13 protein-coding genes and 6 tRNA genes are annotated in these 19,262 nt (G+C 57.8%); 10 read left to right on the top strand and 9 right to left on the bottom strand.

Going from position 1 to position 19,262, the window contains the following annotated elements; translation table 11 throughout:
• Nucleotides 1–95 precede the first annotated feature (95 nt).
• Both ACZRMH_RS19440 and ACZRMH_RS19435 read right to left on the bottom strand, forming a co-directional pair.
• Complete coding sequence (locus ACZRMH_RS19440) at nucleotides 96–575, bottom strand: hypothetical protein (protein ID WP_464014809.1); 480 nt, start codon at nucleotides 573–575, stop codon at nucleotides 96–98.
• Nucleotides 576–842: 267 nt separating this feature from the next.
• Complete coding sequence (locus tag ACZRMH_RS19435; protein ID WP_019407963.1) at nucleotides 843–1,067, bottom strand: hypothetical protein; 225 nt, start codon at nucleotides 1,065–1,067, stop codon at nucleotides 843–845.
• Nucleotides 1,068–2,057: 990 nt separating this feature from the next.
• Between ACZRMH_RS19435 and ACZRMH_RS19430 the strand changes: the two genes are divergently transcribed.
• Together ACZRMH_RS19430 and ACZRMH_RS19425 are read left to right on the top strand one after the other, a co-directional pair.
• A complete protein-coding gene (locus ACZRMH_RS19430; RefSeq protein WP_464014808.1) occupies nucleotides 2,058–2,381 on the top strand; it encodes a sel1 repeat family protein in 324 nt (107 codons plus the stop codon).
• A 172-nt stretch (nucleotides 2,382–2,553) separates the two neighbouring features.
• Entirely contained in the window at nucleotides 2,554–3,918 is a 1,365-nt protein-coding gene (locus tag ACZRMH_RS19425; protein WP_464014827.1) for a DNA recombination protein RmuC, read from the top strand.
• 114 nt (nucleotides 3,919–4,032) lie between these two features.
• On the opposite strand, the gene ACZRMH_RS19420 is transcribed toward ACZRMH_RS19425, so the two are convergent.
• Nucleotides 4,033–7,503 carry a PAS domain-containing hybrid sensor histidine kinase/response regulator gene (locus ACZRMH_RS19420; RefSeq protein ID WP_464014807.1) on the bottom strand — a complete coding sequence of 1,157 codons (3,471 nt, stop codon included), beginning with the start codon at nucleotides 7,501–7,503 and terminating at the stop codon, nucleotides 4,033–4,035.
• Nucleotides 7,504–7,743: 240 nt separating this feature from the next.
• Here ACZRMH_RS19420 and ACZRMH_RS19415 point away from each other — a divergent pair, with 240 nt between their 5' ends.
• Together ACZRMH_RS19415 and ACZRMH_RS19410 are read left to right on the top strand one after the other, a co-directional pair.
• Nucleotides 7,744–8,895 carry a TDT family transporter gene (locus ACZRMH_RS19415; RefSeq protein WP_464014806.1) on the top strand — a complete coding sequence of 384 codons (1,152 nt, stop codon included), beginning with the start codon at nucleotides 7,744–7,746 and terminating at the stop codon, nucleotides 8,893–8,895.
• 401 nt (nucleotides 8,896–9,296) lie between these two features.
• A complete protein-coding gene (locus ACZRMH_RS19410) occupies nucleotides 9,297–11,171 on the top strand; it encodes an MFS transporter (RefSeq protein ID WP_464014826.1) in 1,875 nt (624 codons plus the stop codon).
• Nucleotides 11,172–11,356: 185 nt separating this feature from the next.
• Here the strand turns inward: ACZRMH_RS19410 and sugE are convergent, their stop codons facing one another.
• The 3 genes from sugE to rdgC all read right to left on the bottom strand — a co-directional run bounded on the left by sugE (nucleotide 11,357) and on the right by rdgC (nucleotide 13,842).
• Entirely contained in the window at nucleotides 11,357–11,671 is a 315-nt protein-coding gene (gene sugE, locus ACZRMH_RS19405; protein WP_464014805.1) for a quaternary ammonium compound efflux SMR transporter SugE, read from the bottom strand.
• 117 nt (nucleotides 11,672–11,788) lie between these two features.
• Nucleotides 11,789–12,754: a bile acid:sodium symporter family protein gene (locus tag ACZRMH_RS19400; RefSeq protein ID WP_464014804.1), complete on the bottom strand. Its 966-nt coding sequence runs from the start codon at nucleotides 12,752–12,754 to the stop codon at nucleotides 11,789–11,791.
• 167 nt (nucleotides 12,755–12,921) lie between these two features.
• Nucleotides 12,922–13,842 carry a recombination-associated protein RdgC gene (rdgC, locus tag ACZRMH_RS19395; protein WP_464014803.1) on the bottom strand — a complete coding sequence of 307 codons (921 nt, stop codon included), beginning with the start codon at nucleotides 13,840–13,842 and terminating at the stop codon, nucleotides 12,922–12,924.
• Between the two features lie 160 nt (nucleotides 13,843–14,002).
• On the opposite strand from rdgC, the gene ACZRMH_RS19390 reads away from it, so the two are divergent.
• From ACZRMH_RS19390 to ACZRMH_RS19365, 6 genes are all read left to right on the top strand, one after another.
• Nucleotides 14,003–14,078, top strand: a tRNA-Val gene (locus ACZRMH_RS19390).
• 19 nt (nucleotides 14,079–14,097) lie between these two features.
• Nucleotides 14,098–14,174 (top strand) — tRNA-Asp (locus tag ACZRMH_RS19385).
• Nucleotides 14,175–14,390: 216 nt separating this feature from the next.
• Nucleotides 14,391–14,466 (top strand) — tRNA-Val (locus ACZRMH_RS19380).
• Nucleotides 14,467–14,485: 19 nt separating this feature from the next.
• Nucleotides 14,486–14,562: transfer RNA gene (locus tag ACZRMH_RS19375), tRNA-Asp, on the top strand.
• 172 nt (nucleotides 14,563–14,734) lie between these two features.
• Nucleotides 14,735–14,810, top strand: a tRNA-Val gene (locus tag ACZRMH_RS19370).
• 19 nt (nucleotides 14,811–14,829) lie between these two features.
• Nucleotides 14,830–14,906, top strand: a tRNA-Asp gene (locus ACZRMH_RS19365).
• Nucleotides 14,907–15,153: 247 nt separating this feature from the next.
• On the opposite strand, the gene ACZRMH_RS19360 is transcribed toward ACZRMH_RS19365, so the two are convergent.
• From ACZRMH_RS19360 to ACZRMH_RS19350, 3 genes are all read right to left on the bottom strand, one after another.
• Entirely contained in the window at nucleotides 15,154–17,559 is a 2,406-nt protein-coding gene (locus ACZRMH_RS19360) for a TonB-dependent siderophore receptor (protein ID WP_464014802.1), read from the bottom strand.
• An 82-nt stretch (nucleotides 17,560–17,641) separates the two neighbouring features.
• Entirely contained in the window at nucleotides 17,642–18,622 is a 981-nt protein-coding gene (locus tag ACZRMH_RS19355) for a FecR family protein (protein ID WP_464014801.1), read from the bottom strand.
• Nucleotides 18,623–18,628: 6 nt separating this feature from the next.
• Entirely contained in the window at nucleotides 18,629–19,147 is a 519-nt protein-coding gene (locus ACZRMH_RS19350; RefSeq protein ID WP_464014800.1) for a sigma-70 family RNA polymerase sigma factor, read from the bottom strand.
• Between the last annotated feature and the right edge of the window lie 115 nt (nucleotides 19,148–19,262).

The following is a 19,262-nucleotide window of genomic DNA, read 5'->3' as shown; positions in this document are numbered from 1 at the left end:
AGCGCTATAGGCTAAATCGAAGAAGATAGCGATGTTTTGTAGGACAATCCGACCGGTTTTAGGCTGTTTGCAGATTATTGCAGGTGGTAGAAATCTCAAGCCACTTGGTTGAGAGGTGTAACAAAGGTGCGCCATGCAAGGGCGAAATCACGTAAACGCCCATGTGGTTCAAAGGCTTGGCGCCAGATTCTTGCCATGCCAAGCAGGTCGTCGGCTGCTGGGATGGCTATTTTTTGTTGCTCGACCAACAGCCAGGCAATGGCCGTGGCGTAACGCAAATTGACGGTAAGTTCTAGATGAGGGCTGCACAGGAACGCATGCTGACTGGCCAGCCCGCGAACCAGGCTGGCCAGATCCGGGTCGTGGGCCAGGTATTGATCCCACAGGGCGGCATGGCGTAACTCGCGGATGCAATAAAGGCCGTGACCATGACGATCGTGCAGGGCCGAGCCCAGATGCGACTGGCTCGCCGCAATACCCAGCAACAAAGCTTCTGCATCCGGGTTGTCTTGCCCCAGATACAGAAGCGTTGGCCGGATCACGTATTGGCTCAACTCCCTGGCAGCGATACCCATATAGTCCTCGAGGCCTGAAAATGACCAGCGATACCCGGGCGCTTGGCAGCAGTGAATCGAATGGGGTCGCTGGAAGCGGATCATGCCGCTTGAGTTGAAGTGTAGTGTCATATTCTTGCTGTAAAGGACTGTTTTTAAAACATTTACAGCTTCGGTCAGCGGGCTATATACCCACAAGTAATTAAACAATGCCGGATATTTCTTAAAGTGCAGGCAATAAAAAGCCCTGCTAATCAGGCAGGGCTTGGTATGTATCAGCTCAAGCTGTCAGGCAATCAGGGCCTGACGAGTACGCTCGATCACAGCTTGCAGAGGTTCTGCGCTGGAGTACTGGTCGGGGTACAGGCGTTCGCTGTGACGGGCGATACCGTGTTCGTTGACCAGGGTGAAGCTGAAGCATCCTTTGCGAGCGGCCATAATCAGGCAGTTCATTGGAGCAAAGGCGTTGGTTAGGGTGCGAATGGCATCCTGAGTATGGATTTGAGTAGACATAGTTATTAGGTGTTCCTACAAAAGACACGGATTCGATCCGTGCTGCATTAAAACGTTCCAGTGACGTCGAGCCATTCTTTAGCTGGACGAAGAACCTGACTGGAACAAAGCCGCCAGTTTGAAGCGCATTAAGTATGTGGCGCTTGGGCTGGCAGGTAGGTACTTAGGAGGGCAGGCAGTCACAACAGGAGCTAAGGTTCCGTGCTCCGGGTGAAGATCCTGATCAATTTGCAGGTTGGTTCGGTCAGAGTAAAAGAACTTCGCGATACCCTGTGCGTTTGTGCAAAGGCCGTATCGTCGCAAGATTTACCTGGAAACCATCGAGGGGGTCGATCCCGTTTTTCAGCACGTCTTCGCTTTAGGGAAGGTGGCTGGAGGGATTTGTTCGGCCCGAATTGACTTTCAGCTTGGTACTAACGCTGCGGATACTAACGGGTTGAAATTTTAAACGCAAGTATGCTAGCAAAAATACTTTATGTAGCCTCTGCGCGAGCGGTCATGAATCAGCAATCCAGCGGGTGGATTTTCCCTGTATTAGCGCAGTTCTGGCAATTTTCCAGTGTGCCCCCGTGTGTGTGTTGCCTCCTTGAAATCTCTTTAACGGCGCGCTGTAGAGGTGCGCTTGCCTACAAATCATGCCCGTTTTCGGCCCGAAATCCTGCTGTGAATGTGAACTTGTGCACATTTGCAGTGCTGTTGGCAAATCCCGCGCAGATACCCCTGTATCTGTCCTCCTAGCCTGCTCGGCAAATTTAAGTCAATGAAAAACATCGTTTTTTTTAATTGGTGAAAAAATCGACAGTTTGACTCTAGGCCCCGTAGGGTGGGGCTTTGCGGGGGTTAAACTTGGGTTGTCCACTGACTTATCCACAGGAACTGTGGATTGTCCCATGCGCTTGCTCTAGATCAAGGGTATCGACTTTTTTAGGCTTTACCCGAACGAAAAAAGGAGTAGAGTTGCGCGCCTTCTGTTCTGCCCTACAGTGTCGTATGAAGTTCCGCACAGCTACTTCCTCTGTTGCTCGCCCCACTACACCCAATGAAGCTCCCAAGCGCTTTTCTTTGCGGGTCGCTATCTGGCTGCTGGATAACCCGCGCCTGAATGCCAGCCCCAGCGTCAAGCACGTGGCTGGGCACCTGCTCAAACAACCCGCCCGTCAAGGTGTGGTACTGGCGCAAAGCCGTTTGGGCCAGTTGATGTGCCGTGAATGCGGCAGTGCCCGGGATCAGCGTATCGGCCATGAATTACTGCGTCAGGCGGCCCGTGCGGGTGATCGTGTTGCTCAGCAGGAATTAAGCAAGAGCGAAGACTGAACTGTCTTCGGCGCCCTCTGTTGGTTAACCTTGTTCTTTTACCTCGTGCGGAGGGGCTATGGCCCTGGATCTGAGCAGTCTGTTGCTTGGCCTGGCAGCAGCGGGCGTACCGTTGCTGGCGTTTATCTGGCAGTTGCAGCGCCGTGCCGGTGCCCATCATGCAGAACTTGCGCTGCTCAATGAGCGCCTGAATATGGCGCTGTTGGCTCAGGAAGGCCTGAGCGCCCAACTGGATGCCTGCCGCGATGAGGTCAGTGATCTGGGCCAGGCCAATGCCGCCAAGCAAGCAGAGCTGGCCGCATTGAGCCGTGAAGTCGAGTTGTTGCAGGTAGAGCGCGACAACGGGCGCGACGCGGCCCATGCCTGGAACCTGGAGCGCAATCAGAAAGAAGTCGAACTGCGCCGCCTGGATGCTCATGCATCTGCCCTGGCTGCCGAGTTGCGTGAGCAGCAGGACAGCCATCAGCAACGCCTGAACGATCTGCAGGGCTCCCGTGACGAGCTGAGGGCGCAGTTTGCCGAGCTGGCGGGCAAGATCTTCGATGAGCGCGAGCAGCGTTTTGCCGAAACCAGCAATGAACGGCTCGGGCAGTTGCTCGACCCTCTCAAGGAACGCATCCAGTCGTTTGAAAAGCGCGTCGAGGAGAGCTATCAGCAAGAATCACGCGAGCGTTTCTCCCTCGGTAAAGAGCTGGAGCGCCTGCAGCAGCTGAACCTGCGCCTGAGTGATGAGGCGACCAACCTGACCCGTGCCCTCAAAGGCCAGAAAACCCAGGGCAACTGGGGCGAATTGATTCTGGAGCGGGTGCTTGAGCACGCGGGCCTGGAGAAGGGCCGCGAATACCAGACCCAAGTCAGCCTCAAGGGCCCCGATGGCGAGCGCTTCCAGCCCGACGTATTGATCATGTTGCCGGGTGACAAACAGGTAGTGGTCGACTCCAAGGTCAGCCTGACGGCGTATCAGCAATATGTCGGTGCCGATGACGATGTGATCGGCCAGGCCGCGCTCAAGCAGCACGTGCTGTCGCTGCGCAATCATGTGAAGGGGCTCGCCAGCAAGGACTACAAGCGTCTGGAAGGGCTGCATAGCCTGGATTTCGTGTTGTTGTTCGTACCGATCGAGGCGGCCTTTTCGGCGGCATTGCAGGCCGAGCCGAATCTGTTTCAGGAGGCGTTTGACCGGCATATCGTGATCGTCAGCCCGACTACGCTGCTGGCCACCTTGCGGGTGATCGACAGCCTCTGGAAGCAAGAGCGCCAGGGGCAGAATGCCCGTGAAATCGCCGAGCGCGCCGGTTGGCTGTACGACAAGTTTGTACTGTTTATTCAGGATCTGGATGAGGTGGGCAATCGCCTGCAGCAACTGGACAAGGCTTACAGTTCAGCGCGTAACAAGCTGACAGAGGGCCGGGGCAACCTGGTCAGCCGCAGCGAACAGCTCAGGCTGTTGGGGGCCCGGGCCAGCAAAAGCTTGCCGGCCGACCTGCTGGAGCGGGCCATGACTGATGTCGATGGTGTGGCGCACCCGGCGGAGTAACACCGGATTTGTGTAGTCGCTGCCGCAGGCTGCGAAGGGTTGCGCAGCAACCCGTTTAATTGCAGGTCCTACGGACCTTATCGCAGCCTGCGGCAGCGACTACACAATGTTGAATCAAAGCGGCACATGCCTGCTCAGCAAAGCCCGCAGCACTGCAGGCTTGACCGGCTTGGGCAGGTATTCAAGGCCTGCTGCATGCACCTCGGCAATCATCTCCGGGCGGCCATCGGCGCTGATCACTACCCCCGGCACCGGCTCGCCCAATTGGGCCCTTAGCCAGCGCATCAGTTCGGTACCCACCTCGCCATCATCCAGATGGTAATCAACCAGCACCAATTGCGGGCGCACGCCTTCATTGAGCAGGGCGGCGCACTCCTCACGATTGCGTGCCGTCCACACTTGGCAGCCCCAGCGCGTCAGCAGGCTTTGCATGCCAATCAGGATGCTGTCTTCATTATCGATACACAGCACCCGCGCCCCTGTCAGTGGCTGACCATTTTGCTCGGCAACCACTGGCTGCGGCGCGGCCTGGCTCTTCGCCATCGGCACGCGGACGCTGAATACGCTGCCAAAGCCGGGCCATGAGCGAACTTGCAGGCTGTGCCCGAGCACATGACATAGGCCATCGGCGATCGCCAGCCCCAGGCCCAGGCCTTTTTCAGCGCGGGTCTGGTGGCTGTCGAGGCGTTTGAACTCTTCAAAAATCACCTGCAACTTGTCTTCAGGTATGCCCGGCCCGCGGTCCCACACTTCAAGGCACAACTCGCTGCCACGGCGGCGCACGCCCAGCAATACCGGGCCTTTGGCGTAGCGGAAGGCGTTGGTCAGGAAGTTCTGCAAGATCCGGCGCAGCAGCTTGATATCACTGTTGACCCGCGCCCGGCTGCCGCGAACCCTGAACTCCAGGCCTTGTTCCTGCGCCTGGGCGGTGAACTCATTACCCAGGGTTTCAAACAGATCATTAATAGCAAAAGGCTTGATGTCAGGGGTGATCTTGCCGTTCTCCAGGCGCGAAATATCCAGCAGGTCACTGATCAGGTCTTCGGCCGAGCGCAAGGAGCTGTCCAGATGCTGCACCAGCTTGCGGGCTTCCGCGCTCAAGCCTTCTTCCTGGTGGGAGAGGGCGGCCGAGAACAGGCGTGCGGCGTTCATGGGCTGCATCAGGTCGTGGCTGACCGCAGCCAAAAAGCGGGTTTTCGACTGGCTGGCCGTTTCGGCCACACCCTTGGCCTCGGTGAGTGCCTGGTTCAGTTGTGACAGTTCAAATGTTCGCTCCGCAACCCTCTGCTCAAGGCCTTCGTTAGCCTCGGTCAGGGCCTGTTCGGCTTCGCGGAACGCGGTAATGTCGGTGAAGCTCATAACGAAACCGCCGCCCGGCATGGGGTTGCCGATCAGCTCGATGACCCGGCCATTGGGGAACAGGCGCTCGGAGGTGTGCGCTCGGCCTTGACGCATCCAGTGCAGGCGGCGGGCTACATGCACTTCAGCTTCGCCGGGGCCGCACAGGCCGCGCTCGGCATTGTGGCGGATGATGTCGGCAATCGGCCGGCCGACACTGATCAGCCCTTCGGGGTAGTCGAACAGCTCCAGGTAGCGGCGATTCCAGGCCACCAGCTTGAGCGACTGATCGACCACGCTGATGCCCTGGGTGATGTTCTCGATCGCGCCCTGGAGCAATGCACGGTTGAACTGCAACACTTCCGAAGCTTCGTCGGCAATCCGTACTACGTCTTCCAGCTGCATTTCTCGGCCTTCAATGGCCGCTTTTACTACTGCGCGGGTAGAAGATGCGCCGAGAACACCGGCCAGAAGCCGCTCGGTGTGGGCGATCCACTCACCATTGGCGTTCTGGTTGGGGTTAAAGCCCTTGCCCTGGCGGTAGGCGAAACGAATAAAGCTCTGGTGGGCGCGCTCTTCACCGACAAAGCGTGCAGCCAGGGCCAAAAGGTCGTTGATTTGCACTGAGAGCATGGAACGGCCGCTAGGGTGGCTGCTCAGTTCCTGGCCGATAAAACGCCCGGCCTGCCAGTGCTCCGACACGCGGGTGCGCGACAGTACCGATACCCAGGCAAACAGCGTGAAGTTACCGGCCAGCGACAGCACCACGCCTTGGGTCAGCGGGGTAATCGACAGACCCAGCGGGTTGCTGTGCAGCCATGCCAGCCCCGGAAAGTGGCTCAAGTGCCAGCCAAAACTGTGGGCGATGATCGGCAGCACCAGGGTGTAGAACCAGATAAAGGTGCCCGTTGCCAGCCCGGCGAACACGCCGCGACGGTTGGCTTGCTTCCAGTACAGGGCGCCGATCATGGCCGGGGCCAACTGAGTAACCGCGGCAAAGGCAATCTGGCCAATGGTGGCCAGGCTGGCGGTAGAGCCGAGCAGGCGGTAGCTGACATAGGCCAGCAGCAAGATCACCACAATCGATACGCGGCGCACCGAGAGCATCCAGTGGCGGAACACTTCAAACGGGCGCTCGGCGTTCTTGTGGCGCAGCAGCCACGGCAGCAGCATGTCGTTGGAAACCATGGTCGACAGCGCAACACTGGCGACGATAACCATGCCGGTGGCCGCCGACGCACCGCCAATAAAGGCCAGCAAGGCCAGCGCCGGGTGCGCCTGGGCCAGTGGCAGGCTGATCACGAAGGAGTCGGGCAGTACCGAGCTGGGCAGCAACATTTGCCCGGCCAGGGCAATGGGTACCACAAACAGCCCGGCCAGAATCAGGTAGGCCGGAAACACCCATTTGGCCAGTTGCAGGTCCTGAGGCTCGATGTTTTCAACCACGGTGACATGGAACTGACGGGGCAGGCAGATAATCGCCATCATCGCCACGCCAGTCTGGACGATCATCGACGGCCAGTTGACGGTTTCTTTCCAGTACTCCTCAAGCCGCGGTGCGAGCATGGCTTGATTGAACAGATCGTCGAAACCGTCATAGAGCCCATAAGTCACAAAGGCGCCGACGGCGAGAAAGGCGAACAGCTTGACCAGTGACTCGAAGGCAATCGCCAGCACCATGCCCCTGTGGTGCTCGGTGGCATCGAGGTTGCGGGTGCCGAACAAAATGGTAAACAGCGCCAGGATCAGGGTCACGATCAGGGCCGTGTCCTCGACCCTGGAGCCGGTGGCATCGGCGCCGGCACCGATCAGCAGGTTGACCCCCAGCACAATGCCCTTGAGCTGCAGGGCGATATAAGGCAACACCCCCACCAGGCAGATCAGCGCGACCACAATGGCCAGTGACTGGGACTTGCCGTAGCGGGCGGCAATAAAGTCGGCAATCGAGGTGATGTTCTCCTGCTTGCTGATCATCACCATCTTTTGCAGCACCCAGGGCGCGCACACCAGCAGCAGCACCGGCCCCAGATAAATCGGCAGGAAGGCCCAGAGTTGCTCGGCGGCCTGACCAACGGCACCGAAGAACGTCCAGCTGGTGCAGTACACCGCCAGCGACAGGCTATACACCCACGCGCGAACCCGCGGCGGCAGCGGCTTGCTGCGCCGGTCACCATAAAAGGCAATGGCGAACATAATGGCCATATAGGCCAGGGCGACGGCGGCGATCAGCCCGCTGGACAACGACATGGACACTCCTGAAGGTATAAGACCGCTGCAATCCGGCAGCGGCCAGCTAGTCTCGCATGATGTTAAGGGCGCGTCAGTGTCGACCATGGTCGATGCGTGGTTTGGTGTCGCAGGGTTTGAAGTGAGTCGAAAAGGTCTTATATAGACTAAGTAGATAACAGTTAGAGAAATTACCCGTTATATAGATATTCGATTTGGTTCTACTCTATTTGCACCTCATACGAGGAACAGGAGGAACCCATGACTTGCCCTAACAAAGCCAAAGCCGGTATTCGGCCCTTGAGCCACTTGCAGCACCCCCGTGAAGTGATCCGCCAGTTCACTCCGAACTGGTTTGCCGCGACTATGGGGACGGGGGTTCTGGCCCTGGCCCTGGCTCAGTTGCCGGTGCATATCCCCGGTATACATGCCTTTGCCGAGGGGCTGTGGCTGTTCAATATCGGCCTGTTTATTCTATTCAGCGTGCTTTATGGCGCGCGCTGGGTGCTGTACTTCGACGAGGCGCGGCGCATTTTCGGGCACTCCACAGTGTCGATGTTCTTTGGCACCATCCCCATGGGCCTGGCGACCATCATCAACGGCTTTCTGGTGTTCGGCGTGCCGCGCTGGGGTGACGGTATGGTGCAGGTGGCCGAGGTGCTGTGGTGGCTCGATGTGGCCATGGCGCTGGGCTGCGGCGTGCTGATCCCCTATCTGATGTTTACCCGCCAGGACCACAGCATCGATCAGATGACCGCCGTCTGGCTGTTGCCGGTGGTGGCGGCGGAAGTCGCGGCGGCCAGTGGCGGGCTGTTGGCGCCGTACCTGAGCGATACCGTCGCGCAGTTCCATGTGCTGATTACCAGCTATGTACTGTGGGCGTTCTCGGTACCGGTGGCATTCAGCATCCTGACCATTCTGATCCTGCGCATGGCCCTGCATAAACTGCCCCACGAGAGCATGGCCGCCTCCAGCTGGCTGGCTTTGGGGCCTATCGGTACTGGCGCTCTGGGCCTGCTGTTGCTGGGTGCCGATGCGCCGGCGATCTTTGCGGCCAATGGCCTGGCACGGGTCGGTGAAATTGCCGAAGGCCTGGGCCTGATCTCGGGGGTTGTTTTGTGGGGTGTTGGCCTGTGGTGGATTGTGATGGCAGCGCTGATCACCCTTCGTTACTTCCGCGCAGGCATCCCGTTCAATCTGGGCTGGTGGGGCTTCACCTTCCCGTTGGGTGTCTACTCGCTGGCCACACTGCGCCTGGGCAGCATGTTGCACCTGAGTTTCTTTGATGTGGCCGGTTGTGTACTGGTGCTGGCGCTGACGCTGATGTGGCTGCTGGTGGGCAAGCGCACCGTGCAAGGCGCCTATCGCGGCGAGCTGTTTGTATCGCCCTGCATTGCCGGTTTGAAGAAGTAAGACGTCGGCTCGGGTTCTGTGCGAATACTCCGAATGAGGGGTGTTCGCCAACAGAACCCGAGCAAGGTTGTGTCCTGAGTGCTACAACGACCCTCCTAGGGTCTGTTGACGTTTCGTTGTGAGCCGCGTCGCTGGGTCAAATTTTGCCAGGCAAGGCGCGGGGCGCCGGGAATGGTTGTTCCCTTTCCAAGCCCTGCAACGCAGCCTGGCGAAATTTGACACGCGACCCGAAGGGCCGATAGCCCATGTGGCGCAGGGCGGTGTTGCTCGCAGCTCATTTGGAATAACCAAACCACGCTGCTCGCGCCTTGCCCTGCACCACATGGGCTATCGGCGCGGCCACAACGAAACGTCAACAGACCCTAGATAAAGCCCATCAGCGCAACCTGAGTACATGGATGATGAGTCACCCCTCGCAGTTCAGCTTGCTAAGCAAGCGCCGCTTCCTGCCTTTCTTCGTGACCCAGTCCCTGGGCGCGCTGAATGACAACCTGTTCAAGCAGTCGTTGATCCTGGCCATCCTTTATAAGCTGAGCATCGAGGGGGACCGAGGGATTTGGGTCAACCTCTGTGCGCTGCTGTTTATCGTGCCGTTCTTTCTGTTCTCGGCGCTGGCCGGTCAGTTCGGTGAAAAGTACGACAAGGATCGTCTGATTCGTCTGATCAAACTCGGCGAAATCGTGATCATGATCGTTGCCGCCATAGGCTTCGCCTTCGATCATCTGGCGTTGATGCTGGTGGCGCTGTTTGCGATGGGCACCCATTCGGCGCTATTCGGCCCGGTGAAGTACTCGATACTGCCGCAAACCCTGCGTGAAGAAGAGCTGGTCGGTGGTAATGGCCTGGTCGAGATGGGCACCTTTCTGTCGATTCTGGCGGGCACCATTGGTGCCGGGATCATGCTGTCGTCGAGCAACTACACGGTCGTTGTATCCGTGGTGATCATCGCGGTAGCGGTGCTGGGGTATTTGGCCAGTCGCGCCATTCCGGCGGCGCCGGCGGACACGCCGCAGCTGCGTTTGAACTGGAATATTTTCAGCGAATCCTGGGCCACCTTGCGCATGGGTCTGAATCAGACGCCGGCGGTATCACGCTCTGTCGTGGGCAACTCGTGGTTCTGGTTTGTCGGTGCGATTTACCTGACGCAAATCCCGGCCTATGCCAAAGACTGGCTGTATGGCGACGAGACCGTAGTGACGCTGATTCTTACCGTGTTCTCGGTGGGCATCGCACTGGGCTCGCTGCTGTGCGAGAAGCTCTCGGGACGCAAGGTCGAGATTGGCCTGGTGCCCTTTGGTTCGTTTGGCCTGACTGTCTTCGGTCTGCTGCTGTGGTGGCATTCAGGGCAGATGCCGCAAAATATCCAGGCCAACGACTGGCTGGGTGTGCTGGGCTTCAGTCAGGCCTGGTGGGTACTGTTGGATATTCTCGGCCTGGGGGTGTTTGGCGGCTTCTATATAGTGCCGCTGTATGCCCTGATCCAGTCGCGCACCTCGGAAAGTGAGCGGGCGCGGGTGATTGCCGCCAACAACATTCTCAATGCGCTGTTTATGGTGGTGTCGGCGCTGGTCACCATCCTGTTGCTGAGCATGGCCAAGCTGACGATTCCCGAGTTGTTCCTTGTGGTGTCGTTGATGAATATCGCGGTCAACGCCTACATCTTCAAAATCGTCCCTGAGTTCAGCATGCGCTTTATGATCTGGCTGCTCAGCCATTCCATGTATCGCGTGCAGCACAAAAATCTCGAACTGATTCCGGATGAAGGTGCGGCGCTATTGGTGTGCAACCATGTGTCGTTTGTGGATGCACTGCTGATTGGTGGTGCAGTACGTCGTCCGGTTCGTTTTGTGATGTATTACAAAATCTACAATCTGCCGGTGCTCAACTTTATCTTCCGCACGGCGGGTACGATTCCGATTGCGGGGCGTAATGAGGATGAGGCGATCTACGAACAGGCCTTTGAAAAGATTGCCCGCTATCTGAACGATGGCGAACTGGTGTGCATCTTCCCTGAAGGCAAGCTCACCACGGATGGGCAGGTCGACGAGTTCAAGGCGGGGGTGACGCGTATTCTGGAGCGCACGCCGGTACCGGTGATTCCGATGGCGTTGCAGGGGTTGTGGGGCAGTTTCTTCAGCAAGGACCCGAACAAGGGCTTTTTGCGTCGATTGTGGTCGCGGGTAACCCTGGTTGCAGGCGCACCCATCGCGGCTGATGAGGCTACGCAAAAGGTGTTGCGTGAGCGGGTGATGGCGTTGCGCGGGTCTGTGCAGTAATTAAGCAATGTGGCAAATGCAATTGTGGGAGCGAGCCTGCTCCCATATTTGCCCATGCAGGCATCAGAGTTGTGTACCACATAAAACCTGTGGGAGCTGGCTTGCCTGCGATAGCAGCAACGCGGTTTAACTGACAGGCCGCGCCGTCTGCATCGCGAGCAAGCCCGCTCCCACAGAGGATTGTGTTATGCGCTGATCTTCAGCCCCACCAAACCGGCAATGATCAGTGCAACGCTGGCCAACCGGAACAGCGCCATGGATTCACCAAACAGGATGATCCCGGCGATAACTGTGCCGATTGCGCCCACACCGGTCCAGATTGCATAGGCAGTGCCCAGTGGCAGATCTTTCATGGCCAGCCCGAGCAAACCAAGGCTGATTACCATGGCCCCTACGGTCAGGGTGGTAGGCAGCGGGCGGGTAAAGCCTTCGGTGTATTTCAGGCCGACGGCCCAGCCAACTTCAAACAGGCCTGCGAAAAACAGGATAATCCAGGGCATATCTATCTCCATCAACTGATGGGGTCGTCCCCGAATAATCACTCCATGAGTCGCAAGGTCGTCCTTGCAGTGCGCAGTATATTGCACATTATTCGTCTAAAAGGCAACCCTGAAGGTTCACTCTAGTACGGATTTGGCTGCTGCCAGGCGATCTTCTTTCTCGCTCATGCGCCGGAAATACGTCGACAGCAACGCCCCCGAAATGTTGTGCCAAACGCTGAACAGAGCGCTAGGCACCGCAGCCAGCGGCGAGAAGTGCGCACTGGCCAATGCGGCGCCCAGCCCCGAGTTCTGCATGCCGACTTCCAGTGCCAGGGATTTGCGCTGGGCCAGCGGCAGATTAAATAGACGGCCAGTAAAGTAACCGAGCAAATAGCCGAAGCTGTTGTGCAGCATCACCACAGCCATGATCAGCAGGCCGGACTTGGCAATCTGCGCCTGGCTGGCGGCCACTACGGCGGCAACGATAATCACGATGCTGACCACCGAGACCAGCGGCAGCACGTCGACGGCAAAGCGCACCCGTGCGCCAAGCAGGCGCTGGGCCAGTACGCCGAGCACAATTGGCAGCAGCACAACTTGCAGGATCGACCAGAACAGCTCCATAAACGAAACCGGCAGCCAGGCCGACGCCAGCAACCAGATCAGCGCCGGGGTCAGCAGTGGGGCGAGGAGGGTGGTCACGGCCGCAATGGCAACCGACAGCGCCAGATCGCCCCGTGCCAGCCAGGTCATCACATTGGACGAAGTGCCACTTGGGCAGCAGCCGACCAGAATCACGCCCACGGCGATTTCAGGTGGCAGGTGGAACACCTGGCAGAGCAACCACGCCACGCCGGGCATGATCACGAAATGAGCAACCACGCCCAGTGCCACGCGCCACGGGTGGCGTGCGACTTCAGCGAAGTCTTCGAGTTTGAGGGTCAGGCCCATGCCGAACATCACCACGCCCAGCAGCGGCACGATGTAGCCTTTGAGGCCGACAAACCAGGTGGGTTCGAAAAACGCCAGCACGGCGAAAATCAGCACCCAGTAAGCAAAGGTATTACCGACAAAGCGGCTTAAGGCAGCGAGTGCGCGCATGGTGTTCCTTTTTATGATTATGATGGTGGATATGAGTGTGGGAGCGGGCTTGCTCGCGATAGCAACAACTCGGTCATTGTGAGTCACCGATTTTGTTGCTATCGCGAGCAAGCCCGCTCCCACAAAACCTGCTCCAACACAGGGCAGAAGCAGGGTTGCAGTGGCGTTTAGATCCCCTGCGGAATTTCTTCGCCGCCCAGTGCTTCAAACAGCTGCGGCAAGAATTCGCCGAAGGTCAGCATCATCAAGGTGAAGCTGGCGTCTTGCTGGCCCAGATCATCGTCACCGCCGTTCTGTTCTGCTTCATCTTGCAGCAGGTCTTCGAACTTCAGGCGCTTGACCACCAGCTTGTCGTCGAGCACGAACGACAGTTTGTCCTGCCAGGCCAGAGACAGCTGAGTGACTACTTTGCCAGTGCTCAAGTGCAGCTGGATTTCGTCGCTGGTCAGGTCCTGGCGTTTGCAGCGGATGATGCCGCCGTCTTCGTGGGTGTCGCGCAGCTCGCATTCGTCGAGGACGAAGAAGTTGTCGGCGGCCTTTTGGGTTTTGACCCATTCGGTCATCACCGCGCTCGGCGCGATCTTGACTGCCAGCGGGCGAACCGGCAAAGAGCCGATCACTTCACGCAAGGTAGACAGCAAGTCTTCGGCGCGTTTCGGGCTGGAGGCGTTAACCAGGATCAGGCCCTGTTTCGGCGCGATAGCGGCGAAGGTGGCCGAGCGACGGATAAAGGCGCGGGGCAGGAAGGCCTGGATGATTTCATCCTTGAGCTGGTCACGCTCCTTCTTGTACACCTTGCGCATTTGCTCGGCTTCGATCTCTTCGACCTTTTCCTTCAATGCATCACGCACCACGCTGCTTGGCAGGATGCGTTCTTCCTTGCGCGCCGCGATCAGCAGGAAATCCTGGCTGACGTGAACCAGCGGGGCGTCTTCGCCTTTGCCAAACGGGGCAACGAAACCGTAGGTGGCTACTTCCTGGCTTGAACACGGGCGTGCCAGTTTGGTAGCCAGTGCCGTTTCCAGCACCTGTGCATCAAAAGGCAGATCTTGGGTCAGGCGATAGATAAGCAGGTTTTTGAACCACATGGGGTGAATCACTCCTATATACAAAGACGCATTATTCGCTTGATAACCTTAATAGGCCAACCCTGCGCTAAGCCTTTGTAGTGCTTGGTAAAATTATTTTAAAAAGTGCTTGCCAGACTATAGGTCGCTCCGTAGAATGCGCGCCACACCGAGAGTGAAAGGGTGATTAGCTCAGCTGGGAGAGCATCTGCCTTACAAGCAGAGGGTCGGCGGTTCGATCCCGTCATCACCCACCATTCACTTGCAGTGTTACGCGCAGCGGTAGTTCAGTCGGTTAGAATACCGGCCTGTCACGCCGGGGGTCGCGGGTTCGAGTCCCGTCCGCTGCGCCATTTTTTGTACCACAAGCCCCTTGAACGCTTGTGGTTGGATAGGCCCGCTGAATGCAGGTTTATCTAAAAGGCTTCGGTTTGGCAGTTCGCTGCGAAATCAAAGATGCAGGGCTTCGGAAACGGTCGTTTTTATAAGTTTTGAAAAAAACTTAAATAAAAACAACCACTTACACTAAAAGTGTGAGAGAATTTGCCCTGCAATGAGAGTGAAGTAAAGGGTGATTAGCTCAGCTGGGAGAGCATCTGCCTTACAAGCAGAGGGTCGGCGGTTCGATCCCGTCATCACCCACCACTTGCTTTCAATGTTACGCGCAGCGGTAGTTCAGTCGGTTAGAATACCGGCCTGTCACGCCGGGGGTCGCGGGTTCGAGTCCCGTCCGCTGCGCCATATTCTGAACACAAGCCCCTTGAACGCTTGTGATCAACAAAAAGCCTGCCTTGTGCAGGCTTTTTTGTGCGTGTGTGTTTTGTAGCTGTGAATGCCTTTTTAATAAAACTTAAATAAAAACAAACACTTATATTAAAAGTGTGAGATGATGCGCCCCGCAATGAGAGTGAAAGGGTGATTAGCTCAGCTGGGAGAGCATCTGCCTTACAAGCAGAGGGTCGGCGGTTCGATCCCGTCATCACCCACCATTCACTTACAGTGTTACGCGCAGCGGTAGTTCAGTCGGTTAGAATACCGGCCTGTCACGCCGGGGGTCGCGGGTTCGAGTCCCGTCCGCTGCGCCATATTCAGAGCACAAGCCCCTTGAACGCTTGTGATCAACAAAAAAGCCTGCTTTGTGCAGGCTTTTTTGTGCGCGTGTGGTTTGTGGTTGAAAAGGTTTGATATGAATTTGCAGGGGCTGGCAAAACCTGTGGGAGCTGGCTTGCCTGCGATTCAGGCGCTGCGGCCTTTCAGGAAACCGCATTAAGGCTATCGCGAGCAAGCCCGCTCCCACAATGAAACAGCCACATAGAGGGATTTATGTGTGGTTTAGAAATCCCAGCGCGTGCTGACCATTACGTTGCGCGGGTCGCCATAGTACGACGAGTTGTAGAAACCGATATTGGTGTAGTACGACTTGTCGAATACGTTGTTGAGGTTGACGGTGGCCGACAGGTTTTTCGAAATCTGATAACGCGCCATCAGATCAACCAGCCAGTACGGGTCCTGGGAGAATTTCTCCACAGTGCCGCCCTTATTCCAATTGGTCAGCATCTGCCAGCCTGTGCTCTGCCAGCGCACGCCACCGCCCAGGGTCAGTTTGTCCAGATCACCGGTCAGCTTGTAGCGGGTGTACAGGTTGATCTGGTCTTCCGGTTCCCAGGTCGAGACCTTGGTGCCGCCTTGGTCACGACTGACCTTGTGGGTATAACCCGCCTGCAACTGCCAGCCCGGCATGATTTCACCGGAAATCTCCGCTTCGTAACCCTTGGTCGTGGCTTTGATACCTTTATAGGCGTAATCGATATCCGGGTTGGTCGGGTTGCCGTTGTAGGCAGTGTCCGCTTCCGGGCGGTTGTCCTGATGTACTTCAAAGTAGGCCAGGCTTGAATTCAGACGGCCATCAAAGAACTCGCCTTTCAGACCCAGCTCGTAGTTGGTGCCTTCATCGGGCTCAAGCATCTTGTTGTTGCGGTCGCGGTAGTACGACTGCGGCAGGAAAATCTCGGTGTAGCTGGTGTAGGCCGAGATAGTGTCGTTGATGTCGTAGATCAGGGCTGCGTACGGCAGCACTTTGCCCGTGTCCTTGGCCTGGCTGGTGCCAGTCAGGGTGTAATTGGCCACCCGGGTGCCCAGCATCAGTTTCAGATCATCCGTCAGGCTGAAGCGGCCAGTCACGTATGTACCGGTCTGGCGCGTCGTTTCATCGTTGTATGAAGTGACATTGCCCCAGTCCGGCTCAAGGCTGTCACCTTTCCAGTTGTAGTAGTCGTAAGCGTTGTTGACCATATTGGCATTGGTGTAGTCCTTGCCGGTCCAGTGCGATTTGGACACCGAGCCACCGATGACCAGTTCGTGTTCGCGCCCCAGCAGGCTGAACGGGCCGGTGGCAAACAGGTCGCCGCTGTCGCTGACGTATTCGCCGGTGTATTTGCGGGCGAGGATTTTCGCCTGCCCGGTGGTGGCGTCCGGGTCGAGCAGTGCGCCCAGCGGGGCGTTATAGCCGTTGATCTGGTGGTTGTACTGGCCTTTGACTACCCAGCCATTATCGAAATTGTGTTCAAGGGTCGAGAACACCGTGCGGGTGTATTGCTCCCAACTGCTCCACTTGGCGCCGTTGTTAAACGAGCGCGGGTTGCTGATGCGGTCGCCTTTGGAGTTGAACAGCGAAGCGCTGCCCGACCAGCTGGAGCCTTTGGGATTGTTGTCTTGATAATCAGCCCCCAGGGTGAGCAGGGTGTCCGGAGTCAGGTCCACTTCAAGAATGCCGTAGTAGACCTCGCTGTCGCGCTTGTAGTGGTCCATGAACGAGTGCTTGTCCTGGTAGGCCGCCACGGCCCGGCCGCGCACATTACCGCTCTCGGTCAATGGCCCGCTGACATCGATCTCGGAGCGGTAGTTTTCCCAGGAGCCTGCGCCTACATCGATATGCGCCTTGAATTCGCGGGTCGGTTTTTTGCGCACCATATTGATGGTGCCACCCGGCCCGCCAGCGCCGGTGAGCAGGCCGGTTGCGCCCTTGAGGATCTCGACCCGGTCATAGATCGCCGTGTCGGTCAGGGTGTGCCCGGCTGAATATTGCGGGTCTTGCAGGATTGGAATGCCGTCGTACTGAAAGTTCTTGATGGCAAAACCGCGGGAGTAGTAGCTGGTGCGGTCGCTGTCATAGGTGGCTACGGTGATGCCGGGGGTGTGGCGCATCACGTCATCGATCGAGTTGAGGCCGAAGTCGTCCATCGCCTGGCGCGTCACCACGGAAATCGACTGCGGAGTTTCCCGTGGTGTCAGCACCATGCGCGTTGCCGTAGCGATGGAACCGGGGGTGTAGGAGCCACTGCCTTCGGTAATGGTCCCCAGCTGGTTGGCGCTGACCTGGGTGGCGCCCAACTCCAGGGCCCCACCCGCTGCGGGCAGTGCGTCGAGCATGTAGCCGTTGGCGCTTTTCACTGCGGTGTAGCCGCTACCGCGCAACAATGCCTCGAAGCCACCCTGTTCGTTGTAGGCACCATGCAAGCCTGGTGTGGACAGGCCTTCCAAGTCACTTGACTGGAAAATAATCGCTACACCGGCCTGTTGCGCAAAGCGGTTCAGGGCACTGCTCAGCGGGCCTGCGGGGATGTCATAGCTTTGCACGGCCGCTGACTGCGCTAGGGCTGTGGAGGCATATGCCACGCCAGCCGCCGAAGCAACGATCAAGTGAATCGCCAGGGCGAGCGGTTTGTAGGAGGTGAGCATGGAAGACGTAATCCTTTTCGAGTCGTTGTATCTACCTTGACGGCCGACTCAAAAAAAGCGGAACGAATGGGAATTATTATTTTTAAGGTTTCTGTAACTGGCTGATCACAATTAACCAGGGGGTCCAGGTTTTGATCTGCAGGGGCAGGGTTTCGCCGATCAATTGCAGCGCCCGGTCGGTATCGTCCAGGGGCAGCACGGCCGAGACGCGCAAGTTGGCCAGGGCTGCGCGATCGAACTGCAGATGGCCGCGGCGATGACGGGATATTTCATCCAGCACCTGGGGCAGGGGCTGGTTTTCAACCACCAGTTGATGGCGCTCCCAGGCCTGATTGATGCTGGCCGGTGAGACTCTTCCGGAGAGCTCGACGGAGTCACTGCGGATCAGTGCTTGGGAGCCGGCATCCACTTCCAGAGTTTGTTGTTCGTTCGCGCTTTGCGCTGCCACGCGGGACTGCAGCATGCTCAGTACCGTGGTGTCGCCCTGGCGCTTGACCACAAAACGAGTGCCCAGCGCGCGCATGCGGCCTTGGGCCGTTTCGACGAAAAACGGGCGGGCGCTGTCGTGAGCGACGTCGACCAGTACTTCACCTTGGAGCAGTTCGATGCGGCGTTCCTGACCGTCAAAATGCACATTGAGGGCGCTGGTGCCGCTCAGGGTAATAGTTGAATGGTCGGCCAGGCGCCGGGTTTTCCAGTCAGTAGGGCCGGTGCTGATATCGGCCATCCACTGTTCTGGGTAATGGCTTTTCATCAGCAGTGTGAGCGGCACGGCCAGGCAACTGGCTATCAGTAGTGCACGCAGGATCTGCTTACGTTGGGTTGCTGTTTTGCGGCCGTTGAAGGCCGCGTTGAGCGCGGCTTTGGCCGGAACCGATTGCTGGCGAAGGGCTTGCAGGCGGTTGATCACATCCTGCATGCGCCGCGCCGCGCCGGCGTGTTGCGGGCTTTGCAGTTTCCAGCGCTCGAACTCCTGGCGCAAGCCATCGCTGCAGCCTTCTTCGTGCAGGCGAAGGATCCATTCGGCGGCTTGTTCGTCGATGCTCGGGGGCTGCTCGGACATATCGGCTCAGGTGTCCAGGCTGTGGCTGCAATGCAGCAGGGCCTGGATCAGGTACTTGCGTACCGTGCGGTCAGACAGGCCCAGTTGTCGGGCGATTTCGCACTGGGTCAGGCCGTCCAGGTAATACAGCACAAACGCCTGGCGGGCTTTTTCCTGCATGCCTTCAAGAATAAAGGCGATCTGTTCCAGGGCTTCCAGAGTGGTCAGGATCTGCTCCGGGGATTGAAAGCCTTCGAGTGCCTCGGCGGTAAGGGCAAGTTCTTGCAGGTAGGCGTTTTCAATCTGTTTGCGGCGCACTTGATCAATGATCAGTCGGCGTGCCGTGGTGCTCAGAAAGGCCCGGGGTTCACGCAGGGTAGCGACCGATTCGCGGGCATTGAGGATTCGGGCGAAGGTGTCCTGGGCCAGATCGGCAGCATTGTGGGCACAGCCAAGCTTTCTGCGCAGCCAGCCAAATAGCCAGCCGTGATGCTCGCAGTACAGCTCGGTAATGGCGGCCTGATAGGACGGTTCACCCGAAGACATAGGACATTGCCTAAATGTTATTGAGAATAATTACCAATTCTCAACGAAAGTCGTGGGTAAACGCAAGTTGGTCGAAGAAAGAGCAGGTGTATTCGGGGGTAGGAGCGGCGGTGCG

The sequence above is a fragment of the Pseudomonas sp. B414 genome (assembly GCF_055408445.1).
This window is presented reverse-complemented; position numbering and strand designations above follow the sequence as displayed.